Consider the following 20,043-nt stretch of genomic DNA (forward strand, 5'->3'; position numbering starts at 1 on the left):
TAAGTACACTGAACAACAAAAATTTGATTCTGCCAGAGTTTAGGAAATTTTATTTAAAGAAAAGCGATAGATATCCCCCCTATAACTTTCCATTCTCTCAAACCCATCATTGATTAATTGTAATTCATGCTAGCCCGCTGGTTGTTTTATCTTTTCATCTCGGTTTCCGCTGCTGGATTCATTGGTATTTTGATGGCCGGTTTTGCGGCACTGGTCATTTATTCCAATTTACCCTCGTTAGAAACACTGACTGATTATCGTCCCAAAATCCCTTTGCGCATCTATAGCGACGAAGGCTTATTGATCGGAGAATTCGGCGCTGAACGCAGAAACGTAGTGAGTATCTCTGAAGTCCCTATTCATCTCAAGCAAGCGATTCTGGCGGCGGAAGATGATCGCTTTTATGAGCACGGCGGGGTCGATTATCTCGGCGTGTTACGTGCCGCTTATTCTAATTTTGCCTCGGGTGCGGTCCGGCAAGGCGCAAGCACTATCACGATGCAAGTAGCCCGGAATTTCTTTCTTACTCGAGAGAAAACTTTTACGAGAAAGCTCAGCGAAGCTTTGCTGGCTTTTAAAATTGAACATAACCTCACAAAAGATAAAATACTGGAACTCTACATTAACCAAATTTATCTCGGACAACGTAGTTATGGTTTCGCGGCGGCTGCACAAACCTACTTTGGTAAATCGTTACAGGAAATCGATATTGCGGAAGCCGCTATGTTAGCGGGACTACCTAAAGCGCCTTCTGGTTATAATCCTATTAGCAATCCTAAGCGCGCCAAAAGCAGACAATTATATGTATTAGGGCGTTTACATAAGCTAAATCATATTTCAAGCCAGGAGCTTAGTGAATTAGAAAAACAACCCATCTCCATTAAAAAACAAACGGCCGTATTTGCGATGCCGGCTGACTACGTTGCCGAAATGGTTCGTCAAGTGATTTACGATCGTTATCAAGAAGAAGCCTATAATAAAGGTATTAAGGTATATACAACCATCCGCAGGCTTGATCAAGAGGCTGCCTATCAGGCTTTGAGAAAAAATGTTCTTGAATACGACAGGCGTCGAGGCTATCGTGGTCCGGAAGCTTATATCGATTTACTCAAGAATGGGACGAATCAGGAAAAAACTCTTGATGATGCTTTGGATGAGGTAAGTGATAGCGATAGTATTTATGCGGCCATCGCATTATCCGTTAAGCCCAATGTAGTTCAAGCATACCGAAAAGGCGGAGAAATTGTTGAGATAACAGGCGAAGGCCTGAAATTTGCGCAAAAATTTCTTACTGACAAAAAGGAACCTGGAAAAAAATACATTATTCCAGGTGCATTGATTCGAATTCAAAAAGAAAATAATCGATGGCATATCACTCAACTTCCAGAAGTAGAAGCGGCGCTCGTCTCACTAGATCCAAACGATGGCGCGATTCGCGCTTTAATGGGTGGTTTCGATTTCCAGAAAAATCAATTCAATCATGTAACGCAAGCTTGGCGACAACCTGGTTCCAGCTTTAAACCTTTCATTTACTCCGCAGCTCTGGAGAAAGGGTTTACTCCTGCCACGATCATAAATGATGCACCGCTTTCTTTTAATGCGACTCAAACCGGAAGCAAACCTTGGGAGCCCCGTAATTTTGATGGAAAATTTGATGGACCAATGCGCATGCGCACCGCACTAGTCAAATCGAAAAACCTTATATCCATTCGAATTCTTCAGGCAATCGGTATTCACTATGCACAAGACTACATTACTCGATTCGGTTTCGATGCTGCACTTCACCCTCCCTATTTGCCCATGGCTCTGGGATCTGGTTCGGTTACCCCTATGCAAATGGCAGTAGGTTACGCTGTGTTCGCTAATGGCGGCTTTCGTGTCGCACCTTATTTCATAAAAAGAATTGAAGACGAGAAAGGCACTGTGCTTGAACAATTTCAACCAATCACCGCCACAACGGGAGCCAAGCGTGTAATTGATCCGCGAAATGCATTTATCATGACTAACATGATGCAAGATGTCATTAATTATGGTACAGCCGTCAAAGCAAAACAATTAGGACGCACTGATTTGGCAGGTAAAACCGGCACCACGAGCAATTTTATAGATGCATGGTTTTGCGGTTATCAAAAAGACTTGGTAACGATTGCATGGACAGGTTACGATGAACCGAAATCACTAGGGAATAATGAAACCGGCGGGCGTGTGGCATTACCAATTTGGATGGATTATATGGGGCCGGTTCTCAAAGGTGTTCCGGTCGCAGAATATAAACCGCCCAATGCTGTTATTGCTGCAAAAATCAACTCAAGTTCTGGATTTAGAGATCCGTCGGGTGATATTTCAGAATTTTTCTTTAGCGAACAATTGCCGCCGCTGACTGATATTCCACCTGTTGAAGATCATGTTTCACCATCAACAAGAGATCTGAGAGATCAATTATTCTGAAATATTATGCGTGGTTGTTTAACCAATTCGCTGCTTCTACAGCATAATATGTAAGAATCCCATCCGCACCAGCTCTCTTAAAAGAAAGTAATGCTTCCAAGACACAAGCTTCTTCACTGAGCCATCCATTCATGGCGGCCGCTTTCAACATGGCGTACTCTCCACTGACCTGGTATACGAATGTAGGCACGCCATACTGATCTTTTACTCGTCGCACAATATCCAAATAGGGTAGGCCGGGTTTAATCATAACCATATCCGCACCCTCATTCAAATCTAATCCAACTTCCCATAGCGCTTCATCAGAATTTGCAGGATCCATCTGATAAGTATATTTATTGCCTGAACCGAGATTTGCCGCAGATCCAACTGCATCACGAAAGGGCCCGTAAAAACTCGAAGCATACTTAGCAGAATACGCAAGAATTCGTGTGAGAATAAATTTCTCACTATCCAGACGATTCCTTATTGCGGAAACTCGCCCATCCATCATATCCGATGGCGCTACAATATCGGCACCAGCCTGTGCATGAACTAATGCCTGGTTACACAGAACTTCTACTGTTTCATCATTCAAAACATATCCATTCTGGTCAATTAATCCATCTTGACCATGACTCGTATACGGATCCAAAGCAATGTCTGTAATGATGCCAAGCTCAGGAAAATTTTTTTTCAATTGCCTTACGACCCTTGGCACCAATCCGTCAGGATTAAATGCCTCACTGGCTGTAAGATTTTTAAGCTCTGTATCAATAACCGGAAATATCGCTAACGCAGGAATTCCTAATTTTAAACAATTTTCTGCTTCAATCATAATAAAATCAATACTTTGCCTAACGACTCCGGGCATTGATTGAACATTCTCGGTTCGTTTTTCTCCATCTAATACGAAAATAGGGTAAATCAAATCATCCACTCTAAGATGGGTCTCTTGCATCAAGCGACGAGAGAATGTATCGCGACGCATTCGTCGCATTCTTCTTTGTGGAAATTTGGTGCTTAAAAACATAAGGATCAGAAAAAAATAATTATTCTAAAAATGGGGAACTAATTCTATCATTTTGTCCTCTCATAAACGGACAATCTTGATCGTCCCCCTGTCTTTCCTCCCTGAGACGGGGTCTTAAGTGATATTAAGACGACTCCCCCCGGTTTTACTCCCCTTTAGCCGGGGTTCTTTTCGAGTCGAATCATCTATCTGGTTACTCGTCATTAAACCACCCATCAATAACTGAAAATGCAGTATCAACGCCTAAGGCTGATTGGCTCGAAAATAACTGTACACTACAATTGGAATAAGCAGTACCAAGATACGTATTTACTTCCTTTAATGTGCTGTTTGCCTGTTGTTTACTAAGTTTATCAGCTTTCGTCAACAAAATATGAACGGCTTTTCCTCTTGGCGTAAACCAATCCAGCATTCTAATATCTAATGTTTTCAAAGGATGGCGAATATCCATGATTAATATCAATCCCTTTAAGGATTGGCGAGTCTGTAAATAGTTTTCTAAGACTTTTTGCCAATGTTGTATCACCGAAGCTGGTACTTTCGCATAACCGTATCCAGGTAAGTCAACCAGAAACTTCCCAGTATTTACTTGGAAAAAATTAATATGTTGTGTCCTTCCAGGGGTTTTACTTACAAAAGCCAGACGATTCTGGTTTGTTAAGGTATTAATAACACTTGATTTACCAGCATTTGATCTCCCAGCAAACGCAATTTCGACGCCTGCTGGTGGAGGCAAATCCCGTTCTTCATAAGCAGACGTAAAAAAAGAAACATTGTGGAAAAGAGGCATACGATCAGTTATCACTCATATTTTTTACGACTAAACATAATATCATTAGCAATAATGACAAGCCCTTCCATAACCAAGTTATCTATGCTCTCCACAGGTATTTTAAAAAATGGGATAAGTTCAGCACAGCCCCCCCCGCTAACGAAACACTTCAAGTTTGGTGATTTCAATTTTTCAGAAATTATCTGATAAATACGCTCAATCGCACCCAATACACAATGCATTAAGCCACTATGCACAGCATCATCTGTCGTTTGAGGGAAAGTTTGAAAAAAACCGATTCGTAAATTTTTTAATTGTGTTCTTGATTGTAAGCAGTCACGCATTGAGTGTGCGCTAGGTAAAATTACTCCACCAAGAAATTCTCCTGCATCAGAGAGTGCATCAATGGTAACTGCAGTACCAACATTCACTACCAAGCAGGCTTTGTGATGAGTATTCCAGGCCGCAATAAGAGCAGCCCAACGATCGCTTCCTAGTTGATCTGGCAGGTGATAACCATTAAAGACTTCACATTGAAATGTTCCCGCACGTAACCAATAGGGATTTATAGGCCATAACGATATTATTTCCTCAATATCGCTTTTTGAAATATTATCAGTCACGTGGGAAATGATAATAAACAAAGGGCACGGCAGTCTTTCAAAAACATTCGATAAAGAGATAATTTCCGCATTCGCGATTTCTCCCTTAGCTAACCATGAATCCTCTTGATAAAAACCCCATTTAAAATAAGAGTTACCAGAATCGATAACTAAAATTCTTGACATTAATAAATTAAATAATTGATTTGAGTCTTAACGAAACATCCCCGATATTATATGAATGTTCACCATTGCAAGTCGCCAAATTAAGTGCACCAGCATCATTAACACCACGCACAATTCCATCAATTCTCTCACCAGTCGGAAGTTTTAAAGAAACAAAACAATCTTCATATGCATGATTTTTGGTCCATTCATCTTTAAAAATTTGAAACCCATACCGATCGAAATCTTCAAGAGTGCTTCGTAACTCCGAAAGCAATGAACCGAGGAGGTGATTTCGATTCAAATATCTTCCAGTAATTTGATATAAATCAGTTATATCTTGATTAATAAGTAATCTCAAGGAATCTGGCAAATAAAAATTTATTCCAATACCTATTACAGCAAAAGCCGATCCATCAATACTTTTGATCTCTGTTAATATTCCGGCAAGCTTTTCATTATTAAAGATAATATCGTTTGGCCACTTAAGTCTTATATCTTCTGCCGAAAAAAAACGAAGACTTCGGACAATCGCAAGACCTACCACCAAACTCAGGCCTGCGAGATGTGTCAAGTCTCTATCAAAACGCCATAACACGGACAATGTCAGACAGTTAGCTAATCCACTGTGCCATACGCGACCGTGCCGCCCTCTTCCATTCATCTGAAGCTCGGAAACAACAACATATAGCTTATGAGTATCTACTGAATCTATAGATAGCTTTTGAAGGAGATAATTATTTGTGGAATCAATACTATCAAGAACAGTTAATTGAATTAAATCTGCAGAAAAAAAACATGAATTCAGAATTTCATCACAATTTAGCCAGATTACATCATCAAGACCATAAGTATCACGATAACTATGAATTAATAAACTCCAGAAGATATATATGTGGAATATTATATTGAGCGACAGAAATCAAATAAGCATTACGCCTGATTCTGGTCATCTTCAGTTAAGTCTAAATTGGGGCGATCAACAAGTTCAACTATCGCCATCGGAGCATTATCTCCTTTTCTAAATCCAAATTTAAGAATCCTCAAGTATCCACCCGGCCTCTCGTTATAGCGTAAACCAAGTTCCGCAAAGATTTTAACAACATTTTCACGGTTTCTAAGTTTATTAAAAGCTAATCGCCTGTTTGCTAATGATGGTTTTTTTCCCAAAGTTATTACAGGCTCAATAAACCGTCTTAGTTCTTTAGCTTTTGGTAACGTTGTTTTAATAGCTTCATATCGTAATAAAGAATTACTCATATTACGAAGCATCGATAAGCGATGACTACTGCTTCGATTTAATTTTCTTAAAGCACAACTATGACGCATGATTAATATCCTTAACTAGATTATCTAAATTAGGTGGTGGCCAATTATCTAATTTCATTCCTAAGGTAAGCTCCCGTGCAGCTAAAACCTCTTTGATCTCATTAAGAGATTTTCTACCTAGATTCGGAGTTCGTAATAATTCCGCTTCTGTTCGCTGAATCAAATCTCCAATATAGTAAATATTTTCTACTTTAAGACAATTAGCCGATCTAACTGTCAATTCTAAATCATCGACGGGTCTTAATAATATTGGGTCTATTTGCGGAGTCTGTGGTTGTTCTTTCGGTAACGGCGTGCTTTCCAAATCAGCGAAAACAGATAATTGCTGAACCAAAACCCTTGCAGCATAACGAATAGCTTCTTCGGGTTCGACGATTCCATTTGTTTCCAAATCAATGACTAGCTTGTCTAAGTCAGTGCGCTGCTCTACACGAGCGCTTTCAACAACATAACTTACACGTTTTATCGGACTAAAAGATGCATCAAGTAATATCGTTCCTACACTATTATCCTGATTTTTATTCCTTCTTAAAGTTGCAGGCACATAACCCCTGCCTTTTTCAATTTTTAATTGAATATCGATTTTTCCATCAGAGGTTAAATGAGCAATTATGTGATCAGGATTAATAATTTCTATATCATGCCCGGTCTCAAAATCACCCGCTGTAACTAAGCCTTTTCCAGATTTCTTTAAAGTAAGAACAGCTTCGTCATTATTATGAAGTTTAAGAATAATCCCTTTTATATTTAAAAGAATATCGACTACATCCTCTTGCACACCATCAATCGACGAGTACTCATGCAAAACACCAGCTATTTTCACTTCAGTCGGAGCAAATCCAACCATCGATGACAATAATATGCGACGTAAAGCATTACCCAGTGTATGTCCGTAGCCTCGTTCAAAAGGCTCCATCACGACAGTAGCATGCAACGGAGAAATATTTTGTACATCAACAATGCGCGGTGTTAATAAATCATGACCATGCATAAAAAGTCCCTTATTTTAGCAATCGAATCGATTATTAATTATTTTGAATACAATTCAACAACTAAGGATTCATTAATAGTTGATGAGATATCAGTTCGATCTGGCTTTGATTTAAATACACCCTGCATCTCTTTTACATTCATGTCAAGCCATATTGGGAAAGTACGACCTTCTGCAGAGTTTATTGCAGTTTTAATTCTTAACTGATTCTTTGCTTTAGCTAAGACCTCAATTTTATCACCGGGCTTCACTTGATATGCAGGTATATTAGTTCGTTTTCCATTAACAAGAATATTATTATGTCGCACAATTTGGCGAGCCTCGGAACGCGAAGATCCGAATCCCATCAAATATGTCACATTATCAAGTCTACATTCTAAAATTTGCATCAAATTTACACCGGTTACACCTTTCTGGCGATCAGCATTCTTATAAATATTCCGAAATTGGTTTTCAAGAACCCCATATATTTTTTTTATTTTCTGCTTCTCTCTCAGCTGAACGCCATAGTCTGATAAACGCCCTTTCTTTTGGCCATGCTGACCAGCAGGGTAATTTCTTCTTTCTATAGCGCATTTATCAGTAAAGCATTTTTCTCCTTTGAGAAAAAGTTTCTCGCCTTCACGACGACATTGCTTACATTTTGGTTCAAGATTTCTAGCCAATATGATCTCCTAAATACGTCTCTTTTTGGGTGGACGACAACCATTATGCGGAACTGGAGTAACGTCAGAGATACTTGTTATTTTGAATCCAGCAGAATTTAGAGCTCGTACTGCAGAGTCTCTTCCTGGTCCAGGCCCTTTTACCCGCACCTCTAAATTCCTAACCCCACATTCAATGGCAATCTTACTAGCGTTTTCTGCAGCAACTTGGGCTGCGAAAGGTGTGCTTTTTCTAGAGCCTTTAAAACCAGCACCACCCGATGTTGCCCAAGATAGAGCATTACCTTGCCGATCAGTTATAGTGACGATAGTATTATTAAAAGAAGCATGGATGTGTGCAATACCTTCTGAAACATTCTTCTTTATTTTCTTTCGTATTTTTGAAACTACTTTTGCCATCAGATTATCATTCCTATAAAAAATACAATTCTACCTTGCTCTGATTGCTTTTCTTGGCCCCTTTCGCGTTCTTGCATTAGTTCTTGTACGTTGACCACGAACGGGCAATCCTTTACGATGACGAAGTCCTCGATAACATCCCAGGTCCATCAATCGCTTAATATTCATTGAAACTTCACGCCGTAAATCACCTTCAACAGTAAATTTTGTGATTTGGTCTCGCAAATCATCTATTTGTTTATCCGATAGATCTTTGAGTTTTTTATCTATCTCAACACCAACAGATCTGCATATTATGGATGATCTCGTACGACCAATTCCATAAATAGAAGTTAACGCTATACCAACATGTTGATGATTTGGTAAATTCACACCTGCAATACGAGTCATTCTTAATCCTGTTTAATATTTAACCTTGACGTTGTTTATGGCGCGGATCCTCACATATTACACGCACAATCCTTTTGCGTCTTATGATTTTACATTTTCTACATAATTTCTTCACTGATGCATTTACTTTCATTATTTATCCACTTAGTATGCGTTTTTCACTTTGCTCGAAATGTAATTCGTGCCCTCGTTAGGTCATAAGGAGTCAGATCAACTGTAACCTTATCTCCTGGTAAAATTCTTATGTAGTGCATTCTCATCTTTCCAGATATGTGACCTAGAACTATATGTCCATTTTCTAATTTTACTCGAAAAGTTGCATTTGGTAGTGTTTCTAGAATTTCACCCTGCATTTGTATCGTTTCTTCTTTTGCCATATGTTTTTTAATTTATTGTACAAATTCGATAACATCAATGCATAGGTACTCTGCCATTTCCTTTCAAGTTAGCTTTCTTTAGCAAGCTATCATATTGTGATGACATAACATGAGATTGAACTTGAGACATAAAATCCATAGTCACAATCACTATTATCAACAACGATGTTCCACCAAAATAAAAGGGAACATTCCATTTGAGAATCAAAAATTCTGGCAATAGACAAACAAGCGTTACGTAAAGTGAACCAGTCAATGTCAGTCTCAACATGATGCTTTCTATATAGTGAGTAGTCTGTTCTCCAGGTCTAATTCCCGGTATAAAAGCGCCACTTTTCTTAAGATTATCAGAAGTTTCTTTTGGATTAAACACTAATGCAGTATAGAAAAAACAAAAGAAAATAATCATTACTGCATAAAGAATGACATAGATAGGTTGACCTGGTGCCAAAGCACCACTGATATCTTTGAGCCATAACATAGAATCATTATTAGCAAACCACCCCGCTAACGTAGCAGGAAACAAAATTATACTTGATGCGAAAATTGGCGGTATAACTCCCGCCATATTAATTTTAAGCGGCAAATGAGAACTTTGTCCCCCAAATATTTTACGACCAACCTGGCGTTTAGCATAATTTACTAAAATCCTGCGCTGCCCCTTCTCTATAAAAACAACTATACAAGTAACTACCGCAGCAGCGACAAAAATTCCCAAAGCAACAAGAAAATGCATAGACCCTGTACTAACTAGATCTAAAGTTCCACCAATCGCACTCGGCAATCCGGCAGCTATACCAGCAAATATAATTAAAGATATACCATTTCCGATGCCTCTTTCAGTAATTTGCTCTCCTAGCCACATTAGAAATATAGTACCTGTAACTAATGTTACTACAGTTGTAAGCACAAACATCCCACCAGGCACTATCACCAAACCATTTTGAGATTGCAAAGCAATTGATATTCCATAACTTTGCACTAAAGCTAGCATCAGTGTTCCATAACGTGTATATTGGGTTATTTTTTTCCTTCCGCTTTCACCTTCTTTTTTCAATGCCTCCAAATGCGGCACAGCAACTGTTCCTAATTGCATGATAATAGATGCCGAAATATATGGCATAATACCTAAAGCAAAAATCGAGAATCGTGATAATGCGCCTCCTGAAAACATATTAAACATTCCCAAAACACCATTTTCTTGAGAATTAAATAAATCTTTCAGTACAGCAGGATCAATACCAGGAACAGGGACATGGGCACCTATTCTATATACTATGAGTGCTAAAAACAAAAACCATAACCGTCTTTTAAGGTCCGCGAATTTATCGACTGGTTTTTGCAATAAAACCTTCGTTGTCAATTTGCTTCCTCACGAAACTTTAGTGCCCCACCATTATTTTCAATCTGATTTTTTACACTTTTACTCGCAAAAATATTTATAAAGTTAATTTTTTTAACATTATCCGATGGGTTATAAATTTTTACTCTACGTATCTTATGAGAAATTATTTTTTTTGACTTAAGTAGACTCAGATCAATAATTTCATTACCATCTAAATTCATGAGATCTGATAATTTCAGTGATATGCTATCTTTGGCGGTATGACTAATAAATCCTTTCTTAGGCAAACGACGTTGGATTGGCATTTGACCGCCTTCAAATCCAACTTTATGAAACCCACCTGACCGTGATTTTTGTCCTTTATGACCTCTGCCGCATGTTTTTCCATGCCCGCTACCAATCCCACGTCCGACCCTCAATTTATTTCTTTTAGTTCCTTTGGAAGATTTTATCGTATTTAATTGCATATAATTTACTCACATCTTAGAAGATAGCAAACTTTTCTTATCATTCCGCGAATTGCTGGAGTATCATTTAGAATCGAGTAGCTATTAATTTTTTTTAAACCCAAACCTCTAATAGTTTCACGATGAGATTTTTTTGTACCGATAAGACTTCGCACTAAAGTAATCTTAACAGTCTTATTGTCGTTCATAATTTTTACCTAAAATATCTTCAACACTTTTATTTCTTTTTGCAGCGATCTCCGCTGGAGTACTCATGGAACTCAATCCTTTTAGCGTAGCACGAACAACGTTATATGGATTCGTCGACCCGATACACTTAGCTAAAATGTTAGTCATTCCCATTACCTCAAATATTGCACGCATTGGTCCACCCGCAATAATACCAGTACCTTCTGGTGCGGGCTGCATGTAAACTTTTGCCGCGCCATGAGATGCCGTAATCGGATGATAAATCGTTCCACCCCTCAATTTTATTTTTACAATCTTTTTTCGAGCTTCATCCATGGCTTTTTGCACAGCTACTGGAACTTCTCTTGCTTTGCCTTTTCCCATGCCAACTCCACCATCACCATCTCCGACTACAGTAAGAGCAGCAAACCCTAATATTCTGCCTCCTTTAACAACTTTTGTAACACGGTTAATTGCCACCATTTTTTCACGTAGATTATCTCCGCTATCTTCTTCTACGCTCGTTTTATTATTTGTTTTACTTAATTTAGACATTATAATTATCTAGAAAATTAAACCTTCTTCACGTGCAGCTTCTGCTAAAGCTTTAACACGCCCATGATAACGGTAACCAGATCTATCAAAAGCAATCTTAGATATTCCGCATTTCTTGGCATTCTGAGCAATTTTTTTACCGACTATAATTGCTGCAGCAATATTCCCACCATTAATTATTTCTTTTCTAAAATCTTTTTCAAGCGTTGATGCTTGAGTTATTACAATATTCTTTTTGTCATCAATAAGCTGAGCATATATATGCGAATTAGTACGATGCACTGATAATCGCATTATCTCATTATTTGCTATCCTAATTCTTGTTTGTTTAGATCTAAGCAATCTTCTATCTTTATTACTTTTCATATAAAACTCAATTATTTTTTCTTAGTTTCTTTTAACACAATTAATTCATCACTATACCGAATCCCCTTGCCTTTATAGGGCTCTGGCCTTCTATATGAGCGTATATCAGCAGCAACTTGACCAACTTTCTGCTTATCAATACCTTTAATAACAATCTCAGTCTGTGTTGGTGTTTCTATTTTGATTCCATAAGGGATCTCATGATCAATCGGATGCGAAAAACCAAGCGATAAATTAATTTTATTTTGATTTACTTGTGCTCGATATCCAACACCAACCAATTGGAGTTTTTTCTCAAACCCTATAGTTACGCCTTTAACCATATTAGCAAGTAACATTCTTAAAGTACCTGCCATAGCATTCGCTCGTAAAGTTTGAACGTTATTCTTTACTGCTAAATAACCATCTCCCACCTTTACGTTAATTTCTTCTGGAATATTTTGATTAATTACGCCTAACGGTCCTTTAATCGATATTTCTCTATCCAGCCTAACAATCTCAACGTCTTTAGGTATACTAATAGGATTACTACTTACTCGTGACATATTATAAAAATCTCACAAATTAAACTACAGAACATAATAATTCACCACCTATTCCTAGAATTTTAGCTTTTTGATTTGTCATAACACCTTTCGATGTTGAAACGATAGCAATCCCAAGGCCGTTTTTCACTTCTGGCAACCTATCTCGTGATTTGTATATCCTCAATCCTGGCTTGCTTATACGTTTTATCTCTTCAATAACCGAATTACCACAATGATACTTTAGACTGATTATTAAGCTACTTTTTTTCGATGCTTCTACTACTTCAAATCCATAAATATAGCCTTCATCTTTTAGCACATTAGCAATTGCAACTTTCAACTTCGAACTCGGCATCTTAGCATGCGTTTTATATGCCATTTGAGCATTTCTAATTCTAGTCAACATATCAGAAATTGGATCGCTTAAACTCATCAACTACTCCGCTTATTTAAATATGATCAAGGATTACCAACTTGCTTTTGTTATTCCGGGAATTTTGCCACTCATAGCAATTTCTCTCAATTTAATTCTCCCCAAACCAAATTTAGAGTAAACCCCTCTAGGTCGTCCTGTTAATTCACATCTGTTTCTTAACCGCACAGGACTAGAATTCTTAGGAAGCAATTGCAAAGCGGTACGCGCCTCAGCCCGCTCTTCAGGTGACAATGAGGAATTATGAATTGACTCTATAAGTTGAATTCTCTTTTTGGCATATCTCTCAACCATTCTTTTTCTTTTTATATTCCTATTGATTAATGAAAGTTTGGCCATCTTATTCTCAACTCTTAAAAGGAAAATGAAAAGCTTCTAACAATGCTTTTGCTTCCATATCATTTCTTGCGGTAGTCGTAATTGATATATTCATTCCACGCAAATTATCAATTTTATCATAATCAATCTCGGGAAATATTATCTGTTCTTTAATCCCCAAATTATAATTTCCTCTGCCATCAAATGCTTTACTTGATATTCCTCTAAAATCACGAACCCTTGGCAATGCAATGCCAATTAATCTATCTAAGAACTCATACATTCGAACGTGCCGCAATGTCACTTTGCATCCGATAGGATAATCCTTCCTCACTTTAAAGGTTGCGATTGATTTCTTAGCACGCGTAACAACGGGCTGCTGCCCGCTAATTCTTTTTAAATCTGACACAGCATTTTCAATTATTTTTTTATCTGTGGTCGCTTCCCCTAACCCAATATTAAGCGTTATCTTTGAAATTCTGGGTACTTCCATCACAGACTTATAATTAAAATCATTCATTAATTTTTTCACAATAATACTCTGATAATATTCCTTTAATCGAGCCATATATAACTACTCCCAATATTATCCAATTAGCTCACCTGTAGATTTAAAAATCCTGGTTTTTCTTTTTTCAGAATTAATGCTTATTTTTATTTTGTCACTTTTATTAATTTTGAAATTATAAATAGCAACATTTGAAATGTGAACTGGCATCTCTTGATCTATTATTCCTCCAGTAACTCCAGTTGCTGGATTTGGCTTCTGATGCTTTTTGACAGTATTGACTCCCTGCACGATTAATTGATCGCTTTTTATTACACGTAATACAGCTCCTTTTTTACCTTTATCTTTACCTGTAATAACTATTATTTCATCGCCTTTTTTAATTTTTGACATCTTGATTCACCATATCATAAAACCTCAGGAGCCAATGAAACAATTTTCATGAACTTAGCATTTCGTAATTCCCTTGTGACCGGACCAAAAATCCTTGTTCCAATAGGCTCTAACTTATTATTTAATAGAACAGCTGCATTATCATCAAATTTCAACAATGAACCATCAATGCGACGCACACCTTTGGTTGTGCGTACTACAATCGCATTATAAACTTCTCCTTTCTTAACTCTCCCTCTTGGTGCTGCATCCTTAACACTTACTTTAATGATATCACCAATGTAAGCATATTGTCTTTTTGACCCCCCCAATACTTTTATACACATAAGAGATCTTGCGCCTGTGTTATCAGCCACGCGTAATTTAGATTGCATCTGTATCATATGTCTTCTCTATTTTTAATTTCACAATTACGCGAATTCTATTAAAATAAATAATCTCGTTGTAATTGCTTTCAAAAATTCAACACCGCTCTTTTGCAAAGGATTAAAGCTAATCATTTTTCTTTTTGGCAATCAATTCTTTTACTTTCCAATTTTTGGTTTTTGAAATTGGACGACATTCTTCAATCAAAACAATATCTCCAATTTCTGAATTATTTTCTTCATCATGAACTTGATATTTTTTAGATCGAGTAATAAATTTCTCATATAGAGAATGTTTTAGTCTACGCTCTATAAGAATAGTAACTGTCTTGTTCATCTTTTTATTGACAACCTTACCGCTTAAACTGCGTTTTATGTTTTCATTGTTCATAATTATTTTTTTGAGAAATTACAGTCTTTACTCTAGCGATATCTTTTCGATTTTTTTTAATTTGTTTTGTATTTACTAGCTGCTGTGTGGCATGCTGCATGCGCAAACTAAACTGAACTTTTAACAATAACAAAAGCTCCTCGTTCAACTCATGCAATTTCTTGAGTCTCAAATCATTAACGTTCATTCTATACACCAATTTGTCTGACGATAAAGGCTGTTCTAATTGGCAATTTTGCTGCAGCTAATAAAAAAGCTTCTTTAGCCAATTCTTCATTTACACCATCCATTTCATATAATACTTTACCTGGTTGAATTTCAGCAACATAATATTCTGGACTGCCTTTGCCATTCCCCATCCTAACTTCTGCTGGTTTTTGAGAGATTGGCTTGTCTGGAAATATTCTTATCCAAATTCTCCCCCCTCGTTTAATATGCCTTGTCATTGCACGTCTAGCAGCCTCTATCTGTCTAGCTGTCAATCGTCCGCGACCTATAGCCTTTAAACCATATTCGCCAAAACTAACTTTAGCTCCCCGGGTTGCTATACCTGTATTTCTGCCTTTCTGTTGTTTTCTGTATTTCGTTCTTGATGGTTGAAGCATTAATTTCTCCAGTTATATCAACGTTATTGCTGTGCAAATTTAATCAGCACGATCATCATTCTTCTGCAACAGTTTTATTATCAACATTGGAGGTAGTTTTTAAATCACCGTCAGATATATTAATGATTGATTTTTTAGATATCTTTCTTTTCTCATTATCTGAATTTGCATTATTGTGTGATGATAAATTCAATTCATTTTTTCCAAGAATTTCACCTTTAAAAATCCATACTTTTATGCCTATAATTCCATAGGTCGTTTGAGCTTGCGCTGTTCCATAATCTAAATCAGCTCTTATTGTATGTAGCGGAACTCTTCCTTCACGATACCATTCTGTCCGAGCAATCTCGATGCCATTTAACCGACCTGAACTCATAATCTTTATTCCTTGTGCTCCAAGCCTCATCGCATTTTGCATGGCTCTTTTCATTGCACGTCGAAACATTATCCTTTTTTCCAATTGCTGAGCAATATTGTCAGCAATTAGCTGCGCATCCAATTCAGGTTTACGAATTTCTTCTATGTTAACATGAACAGGGACGTCCACTCTTTTTTGAAGCTCACTACGTAAAACTTCTATATCCTCTCCTTTCTTACCGATAACAACCCCAGGCCTTGAGCTAAATATTGTAATCCTTGCATTCTTCGATGGTCGTTCTATCAGAATTCTCCCTACAGATGCATTCTTTAATTTTTCATGTAGAAAATGACGAACCTTTATATCTTCATTAAGCATTTTGGCAAAATCATTACTATTTGCATACCAACGAGATTGCCAGTTTTTATTTACTGATAGCCGAAAGCCTATTGGATGTATTTTTTGTCCCATGGACTATTATAACCTTATTTTAATTTCTCAATATTATCGCCTACTGTCAGCGATATATGACAAGTAGGTTTAAGAATCCTGTTTCCGCGTCCTTTAGCTCTAGGACTCGTACGTTTCATGAACATTCCTCTATCGACGTAAACAGAAGTGATAATAAGCTCATCAATATCTGCCCCATCATTGTGCTCTGCGTTTGCGATGGCAGATTCTAACAACATGCGCATAATAGCGGCACCCTTCTTAGGGCTAAATTGCAATATATGTAAAGCTTTATCGACTGGTAATCCCCTTATTTGATCTGCCACCAACCTTCCCTTTTGGGCTGACAAACGAGCACCTCTTAAAATCGCCATTGTTTCCATCATCATTTCCTAACGTTTCGTTACGGCCTTTTTATCACCGGCATGTCCTTTAAATGTCCTTGTCAGCGAAAACTCACCAAATTTATGACCAACCATATTTTCGGTTACAAAAACCGGTATGTGCTGTTTTCCGTTGTGCACAGCCACAGTAAATCCAATGAAGTCAGGTATTATTGTCGAACGCCTTGACCAAGTTTTAATGGGTTTTTTCTCATTCTTTTCACGAGCCTTTTCAACTTTATTCTGTAAATGAATATCTACGAATGGTCCCTTTTTAATTGAGCGTGCCATTTATTTAACTAACCTCTTTTTGAATAACGATGCCTTACAATCATTGTTTCTGTTCGTTTATTATTTCGAGTTCTATACCCCTTCGCGGGCACACCCCATGGGCTTACTGGATGTCTTCCGGCTGACGTTCTACCTTCACCGCCTCCATGAGGATGGTCTATAGGATTCATTGCTACCCCCCTTACTGTTGGTCTTACACCACGCCATCTCACAGCACCAGCTTTTCCTATTGATCGTAGATTATGTTCCATATTTCCAACTTCACCGATGGTTGCTCGACAATCAATATGAACTCGGCGCATTTCGCCTGAACGTAATTTAATTTGCGCGTAATTCCCTTCTCTGGCTTGCAATTGCGCTGATGCTCCCGCCGATCTGGCCAACTGTGCACCCTTTCCTGGAAGTAACTCGACGCAATGAATGACAGTGCCCATCGGAATATTCCGCAATGGCAGCGCGTCGCCGATCCTTATCTGCGCATTACTTCCACTACTGATTTTTGATCCAACAGACAATCCCTTAGGAGCAATTATGTATCTTCTTTCACCGTCTTGATAACACAACAAGGCAACATTCGCAGTTCTATTCGGATCATATTCAATCCTTTCTACTGTTGCTAAAATATTATCTTTGTTGCGTTTAAAGTCTATTAGACGATAGTGGTGTTTATGCCCCCCACCATGGTGTCTAACTGTGATATGGCCATGGTGATTACGGCCTGCCTTTTTATTTTGCTTTTCAATTAAACTCTTATAAGGCTTTCCTTTATGCAATTCCTTATTTACTAATTTAACTACCGATCTTTTACCCGGCGACGTTGGTTTTAATTTTATTAGCGCCATTACTTAGCCTCAGTACTTGAGAAATTAGTAAAATTTAATTCTTGGCCTTCTTTGATACTTACTATTGCTTTTTTCCAATCACTTCTGGCTCCCAAAAAGCGTCCAAATCTTTTTTTCTTTCCTTTAATTGTGATAGTTTTTACACTCTTTACTTCTATCTTCTGATCTTTCCATAAAAGTTCGATCGCATCTTTTATTTCTTTTTTGGTCGCATTGAGTGCAACACGAAAAATGGTTTGATTATTTTTCTCCCCAACAAAGGTTGCTTTTTCTGATATATGCGGAGCTAAAATTATTTTCAATAATCTTTCATGTTTAATTTTAAATTCGCTCATGCCAGAAGCTCCTCAAATTTTCTTAATCCATCCGCAGTAATCAAAATCTTTTTAAATTTTAATAAACTTACTGGATCGGCATTTTGCACTTCAACAACAGAGACTTGAGGTACATTCCGAGAAGATAGATATAAATTTTCATCAATTTCATGCGTAATGACCATAACTTCTTTCACGCCTAAAGATGCTATTTTCTTTATGAATTCTTTTGTTCTTGGAGATTCGACATTAATCCGATCCGCCACGACTAATCTACTATCCCTTATTAACTGAGAAAGAATTACACTCATGCCGGCTCGGTACATCTTCTTATTTAATTTCTTTTTGTAATTCTCGTTCGGTGAGTTTGGGAAAATTTTTCCACCGCCACGCCAAATAGGACTTGATGCCATACCAGCTCTTGCACGTCCTGTTCCTTTTTGCCTCCAAGGCTTTCTTGTGGATTTCGCCACATCAGATCGTCCCTTTTGTGCTCTTGAAGCCATTCTTGCATTTGATAAATATGCAGTGATTACTTGATGCACAAGTGTCTCATTATATTTTCTATCAAAAATTTGATCGGAAACAGTCACTTTCCCTTGCTTCTCATTCCCAATAAGCTCAAGTTCCATTGCTTATTCACCTTATTGCTGTTAATTATTTTGTTTAATCTACTTATATTTTATACTCGGACATACGAAAACATTGCTTCCTTTGGAACCTGGTATTGCACCTTTTATTAACAGCAATTTTCTTTCATTATCTATCCTTAGTATTTCAAGATTCTGAGTTGTTCTTCTGACGTTCCCCATATGTCCCGACATCTTTTTGCCTGGAAAAACCCGCCCTGGATCTTGTGCCATTCCTATTGAGCCTGGTTTTCTATGTGCTTTCGAATTACCATGGCTAGTTCTATTCGATGAAAAATGGTGCAACTTAATTGTTCCCGCATATCCCTTTCCAATTGTTGTTCCCGAGATATCTACTTTTTGACCGACTTGAAAAATATTGCTGTCAATTACCGTTCCAATATTTAATTGCTCTATTTCTTCATTTGAAACTCTAAATTCTTTCAATATTTTCCCTGCTTCCACGGCTGCTTTTGCGTAGTGCCCAGCACTTGGTTTTGATATACGATTAGCCTTTTTACTTCCAAAAGCAAGCTGTACTGCACAATAGCCATCAGTGTTGTTTCTTTTTAATTGAGTAATTCTATTATTTGATATATCTATAACAGTTACTGGCAAACTATCGCCGCTCTCTGTAAATATTCTTGTCATTCCAATTTTTTGACCGATTAAACCTAAGCTCATTTTTATCCTCTATAGAGATACTCTTTTTCTGCTTTTTATTGGAGTAACTTTGAAGCCATTATCTATCTATAGCAGCAAATACTTTTATGCTGTTTACAATTTTATTTCTACATCCACTCCTGCCGGCAAATCTAATTTCATCAATGCATCGACAGTTTTGTCCGTAGGATCAATAATATCCATTAAGCGTAAGTGAGTTCTGATTTCAAATTGATCCCGCGAAGTTTTATTGACATGCGGTGATCGCAGTACATCAAAACGCTCTATTCTAGTCGGGAGAGGCACGGGGCCCTTGACAACCGCTCCCGTTCTTTTCGCTGTTTCCACAATCTCAAGCGCCGATTTATCTATTAATCGATAGTCGAAAGCTTTAAGCCGAATTCTAATCTTTTGACTTTGCATTTTATTTCCCTAGTATTCACATTCAATATTTGTGCATATTGAATTCAACTCCTAACAAGCTCTCAAAATCATTCAATAATTTTTGCGACGACGCCGGCT

General features: G+C 37.5%; 34 protein-coding genes. 1 reads left to right on the plus strand and 33 read right to left on the minus strand.

The features are described from left to right. Window positions 1-126: 126 nt before the first annotated feature. Window positions 127-2,448 (plus strand): penicillin-binding protein 1A, encoded by a 2,322-nt coding sequence (locus KF839_RS04595; RefSeq protein ID WP_292916661.1) that lies wholly within the window; start codon window positions 127-129, stop codon window positions 2,446-2,448. 4 nt (window positions 2,449-2,452) lie between these two features. Here KF839_RS04595 and hemB read toward each other — a convergent pair whose 3' ends face one another. From hemB to rpsJ, 33 genes are all read right to left on the minus strand, one after another. Beyond that, window positions 2,453-3,460 carry a porphobilinogen synthase gene (gene hemB, locus KF839_RS04600; RefSeq protein ID WP_292916662.1) on the minus strand — a complete coding sequence of 336 codons (1,008 nt, stop codon included), beginning with the start codon at window positions 3,458-3,460 and terminating at the stop codon, window positions 2,453-2,455. Between the two features lie 193 nt (window positions 3,461-3,653). After that, window positions 3,654-4,250: a ribosome biogenesis GTP-binding protein YihA/YsxC gene (gene yihA, locus KF839_RS04605; protein WP_292916663.1), complete on the minus strand. Its 597-nt coding sequence runs from the start codon at window positions 4,248-4,250 to the stop codon at window positions 3,654-3,656. A gap of 11 nt (window positions 4,251-4,261) precedes the next feature. Continuing rightward, complete coding sequence (locus tag KF839_RS04610; RefSeq protein WP_292916664.1) at window positions 4,262-5,020, minus strand: type III pantothenate kinase; 759 nt, start codon at window positions 5,018-5,020, stop codon at window positions 4,262-4,264. A gap of 7 nt (window positions 5,021-5,027) precedes the next feature. Next, window positions 5,028-5,918, minus strand: coding sequence for a biotin--[acetyl-CoA-carboxylase] ligase (locus KF839_RS04615; protein ID WP_323802044.1), 891 nt, complete (start codon window positions 5,916-5,918; stop codon window positions 5,028-5,030). A 14-nt stretch (window positions 5,919-5,932) separates the two neighbouring features. Continuing rightward, window positions 5,933-6,328, minus strand: a complete 396-nt coding sequence (gene rplQ, locus KF839_RS04620) for a 50S ribosomal protein L17 (protein WP_292916665.1) — start codon at window positions 6,326-6,328, stop codon at window positions 5,933-5,935. After that, the gene (locus KF839_RS04625) at window positions 6,318-7,319 is read right to left on the minus strand and encodes a DNA-directed RNA polymerase subunit alpha (protein ID WP_292916666.1); all 1,002 of its coding nucleotides are present in this window, start codon (window positions 7,317-7,319) and stop codon (window positions 6,318-6,320) included. Before KF839_RS04625 ends, rplQ begins: the two co-directional genes overlap by 11 nt. A 38-nt stretch (window positions 7,320-7,357) precedes the next feature. Then, a complete protein-coding gene (gene rpsD / locus KF839_RS04630; RefSeq protein ID WP_292916667.1) occupies window positions 7,358-7,984 on the minus strand; it encodes a 30S ribosomal protein S4 in 627 nt (208 codons plus the stop codon). 9 nt (window positions 7,985-7,993) lie between these two features. Continuing rightward, window positions 7,994-8,383: a 30S ribosomal protein S11 gene (gene rpsK, locus KF839_RS04635; protein ID WP_292916668.1), complete on the minus strand. Its 390-nt coding sequence runs from the start codon at window positions 8,381-8,383 to the stop codon at window positions 7,994-7,996. 30 nt (window positions 8,384-8,413) lie between these two features. Next, window positions 8,414-8,773 (minus strand): 30S ribosomal protein S13, encoded by a 360-nt coding sequence (rpsM, locus tag KF839_RS04640; protein WP_292916669.1) that lies wholly within the window; start codon window positions 8,771-8,773, stop codon window positions 8,414-8,416. Window positions 8,774-8,792: 19 nt separating this feature from the next. Beyond that, window positions 8,793-8,906 (minus strand): 50S ribosomal protein L36, encoded by a 114-nt coding sequence (gene rpmJ, locus KF839_RS04645; protein WP_292916670.1) that lies wholly within the window; start codon window positions 8,904-8,906, stop codon window positions 8,793-8,795. Between the two features lie 25 nt (window positions 8,907-8,931). Continuing rightward, window positions 8,932-9,150, minus strand: a complete 219-nt coding sequence (gene infA, locus KF839_RS04650; RefSeq protein ID WP_013647126.1) for a translation initiation factor IF-1 — start codon at window positions 9,148-9,150, stop codon at window positions 8,932-8,934. 34 nt (window positions 9,151-9,184) lie between these two features. Further along, window positions 9,185-10,513 (minus strand): preprotein translocase subunit SecY, encoded by a 1,329-nt coding sequence (gene secY, locus KF839_RS04655; protein WP_292916671.1) that lies wholly within the window; start codon window positions 10,511-10,513, stop codon window positions 9,185-9,187. Further along, window positions 10,510-10,962 carry a 50S ribosomal protein L15 gene (rplO, locus tag KF839_RS04660; RefSeq protein ID WP_292916672.1) on the minus strand — a complete coding sequence of 151 codons (453 nt, stop codon included), beginning with the start codon at window positions 10,960-10,962 and terminating at the stop codon, window positions 10,510-10,512. Before rplO ends, secY begins: the two co-directional genes overlap by 4 nt. A 5-nt stretch (window positions 10,963-10,967) precedes the next feature. Further along, window positions 10,968-11,150 (minus strand): 50S ribosomal protein L30, encoded by a 183-nt coding sequence (gene rpmD, locus KF839_RS04665; protein ID WP_292916673.1) that lies wholly within the window; start codon window positions 11,148-11,150, stop codon window positions 10,968-10,970. Then, the gene (rpsE, locus tag KF839_RS04670) at window positions 11,137-11,685 is read right to left on the minus strand and encodes a 30S ribosomal protein S5 (protein ID WP_292916674.1); all 549 of its coding nucleotides are present in this window, start codon (window positions 11,683-11,685) and stop codon (window positions 11,137-11,139) included. Before rpsE ends, rpmD begins: the two co-directional genes overlap by 14 nt. A gap of 9 nt (window positions 11,686-11,694) precedes the next feature. Then, window positions 11,695-12,051, minus strand: a complete 357-nt coding sequence (gene rplR, locus KF839_RS04675; RefSeq protein ID WP_292916675.1) for a 50S ribosomal protein L18 — start codon at window positions 12,049-12,051, stop codon at window positions 11,695-11,697. Window positions 12,052-12,062: 11 nt separating this feature from the next. After that, a complete protein-coding gene (gene rplF, locus KF839_RS04680) occupies window positions 12,063-12,596 on the minus strand; it encodes a 50S ribosomal protein L6 (protein WP_292916676.1) in 534 nt (177 codons plus the stop codon). A gap of 19 nt (window positions 12,597-12,615) precedes the next feature. Continuing rightward, window positions 12,616-13,011 carry a 30S ribosomal protein S8 gene (gene rpsH / locus KF839_RS04685; protein ID WP_292916677.1) on the minus strand — a complete coding sequence of 132 codons (396 nt, stop codon included), beginning with the start codon at window positions 13,009-13,011 and terminating at the stop codon, window positions 12,616-12,618. 33 nt (window positions 13,012-13,044) lie between these two features. Beyond that, window positions 13,045-13,350 (minus strand): 30S ribosomal protein S14, encoded by a 306-nt coding sequence (rpsN, locus tag KF839_RS04690; RefSeq protein WP_292916678.1) that lies wholly within the window; start codon window positions 13,348-13,350, stop codon window positions 13,045-13,047. Window positions 13,351-13,357: 7 nt separating this feature from the next. After that, complete coding sequence (gene rplE, locus KF839_RS04695; RefSeq protein WP_292916679.1) at window positions 13,358-13,897, minus strand: 50S ribosomal protein L5; 540 nt, start codon at window positions 13,895-13,897, stop codon at window positions 13,358-13,360. Between the two features lie 18 nt (window positions 13,898-13,915). Next, the gene (gene rplX / locus KF839_RS04700; protein WP_292916680.1) at window positions 13,916-14,230 is read right to left on the minus strand and encodes a 50S ribosomal protein L24; all 315 of its coding nucleotides are present in this window, start codon (window positions 14,228-14,230) and stop codon (window positions 13,916-13,918) included. A 14-nt stretch (window positions 14,231-14,244) separates the two neighbouring features. Continuing rightward, window positions 14,245-14,613, minus strand: coding sequence for a 50S ribosomal protein L14 (gene rplN, locus KF839_RS04705; RefSeq protein ID WP_292916681.1), 369 nt, complete (start codon window positions 14,611-14,613; stop codon window positions 14,245-14,247). A 109-nt stretch (window positions 14,614-14,722) separates the two neighbouring features. Next, window positions 14,723-14,986 carry a 30S ribosomal protein S17 gene (gene rpsQ / locus KF839_RS04710; RefSeq protein WP_292916682.1) on the minus strand — a complete coding sequence of 88 codons (264 nt, stop codon included), beginning with the start codon at window positions 14,984-14,986 and terminating at the stop codon, window positions 14,723-14,725. After that, entirely contained in the window at window positions 14,976-15,173 is a 198-nt protein-coding gene (rpmC, locus tag KF839_RS04715) for a 50S ribosomal protein L29 (RefSeq protein WP_292916683.1), read from the minus strand. The genes rpsQ and rpmC overlap by 11 nt, the downstream gene beginning before the upstream one ends. 1 nt (window position 15,174) lies before the next feature. After that, window positions 15,175-15,591: a 50S ribosomal protein L16 gene (gene rplP / locus KF839_RS04720; protein ID WP_292916684.1), complete on the minus strand. Its 417-nt coding sequence runs from the start codon at window positions 15,589-15,591 to the stop codon at window positions 15,175-15,177. A gap of 55 nt (window positions 15,592-15,646) precedes the next feature. After that, on the minus strand, window positions 15,647-16,420 hold the full coding sequence (gene rpsC / locus KF839_RS04725) for a 30S ribosomal protein S3 (RefSeq protein ID WP_292916685.1): 774 nt from the start codon (window positions 16,418-16,420) through the stop codon (window positions 15,647-15,649). Window positions 16,421-16,434: 14 nt separating this feature from the next. Next, window positions 16,435-16,782 (minus strand): 50S ribosomal protein L22, encoded by a 348-nt coding sequence (rplV, locus tag KF839_RS04730; RefSeq protein ID WP_292916686.1) that lies wholly within the window; start codon window positions 16,780-16,782, stop codon window positions 16,435-16,437. Between the two features lie 9 nt (window positions 16,783-16,791). Then, the gene (gene rpsS / locus KF839_RS04735) at window positions 16,792-17,073 is read right to left on the minus strand and encodes a 30S ribosomal protein S19 (RefSeq protein ID WP_292916687.1); all 282 of its coding nucleotides are present in this window, start codon (window positions 17,071-17,073) and stop codon (window positions 16,792-16,794) included. Between the two features lie 8 nt (window positions 17,074-17,081). Beyond that, window positions 17,082-17,915, minus strand: coding sequence for a 50S ribosomal protein L2 (gene rplB / locus KF839_RS04740; RefSeq protein WP_292916688.1), 834 nt, complete (start codon window positions 17,913-17,915; stop codon window positions 17,082-17,084). Beyond that, window positions 17,915-18,250, minus strand: coding sequence for a 50S ribosomal protein L23 (rplW, locus tag KF839_RS04745; RefSeq protein WP_292916689.1), 336 nt, complete (start codon window positions 18,248-18,250; stop codon window positions 17,915-17,917). Before rplW ends, rplB begins: the two co-directional genes overlap by 1 nt. Next, window positions 18,247-18,861 carry a 50S ribosomal protein L4 gene (gene rplD / locus KF839_RS04750; RefSeq protein WP_292916690.1) on the minus strand — a complete coding sequence of 205 codons (615 nt, stop codon included), beginning with the start codon at window positions 18,859-18,861 and terminating at the stop codon, window positions 18,247-18,249. Before rplD ends, rplW begins: the two co-directional genes overlap by 4 nt. A 39-nt stretch (window positions 18,862-18,900) precedes the next feature. Next, window positions 18,901-19,542: a 50S ribosomal protein L3 gene (gene rplC / locus KF839_RS04755; RefSeq protein ID WP_292916691.1), complete on the minus strand. Its 642-nt coding sequence runs from the start codon at window positions 19,540-19,542 to the stop codon at window positions 18,901-18,903. Window positions 19,543-19,635: 93 nt separating this feature from the next. Then, window positions 19,636-19,944: a 30S ribosomal protein S10 gene (rpsJ, locus tag KF839_RS04760; protein WP_110341483.1), complete on the minus strand. Its 309-nt coding sequence runs from the start codon at window positions 19,942-19,944 to the stop codon at window positions 19,636-19,638. Window positions 19,945-20,043 lie beyond the last annotated feature (99 nt).

Source organism: Nitrosomonas sp. (genome assembly GCF_019635155.1).
In the GTDB taxonomy this organism is placed as follows: Bacteria; Pseudomonadota; Gammaproteobacteria; order Burkholderiales; family Nitrosomonadaceae; genus Nitrosomonas.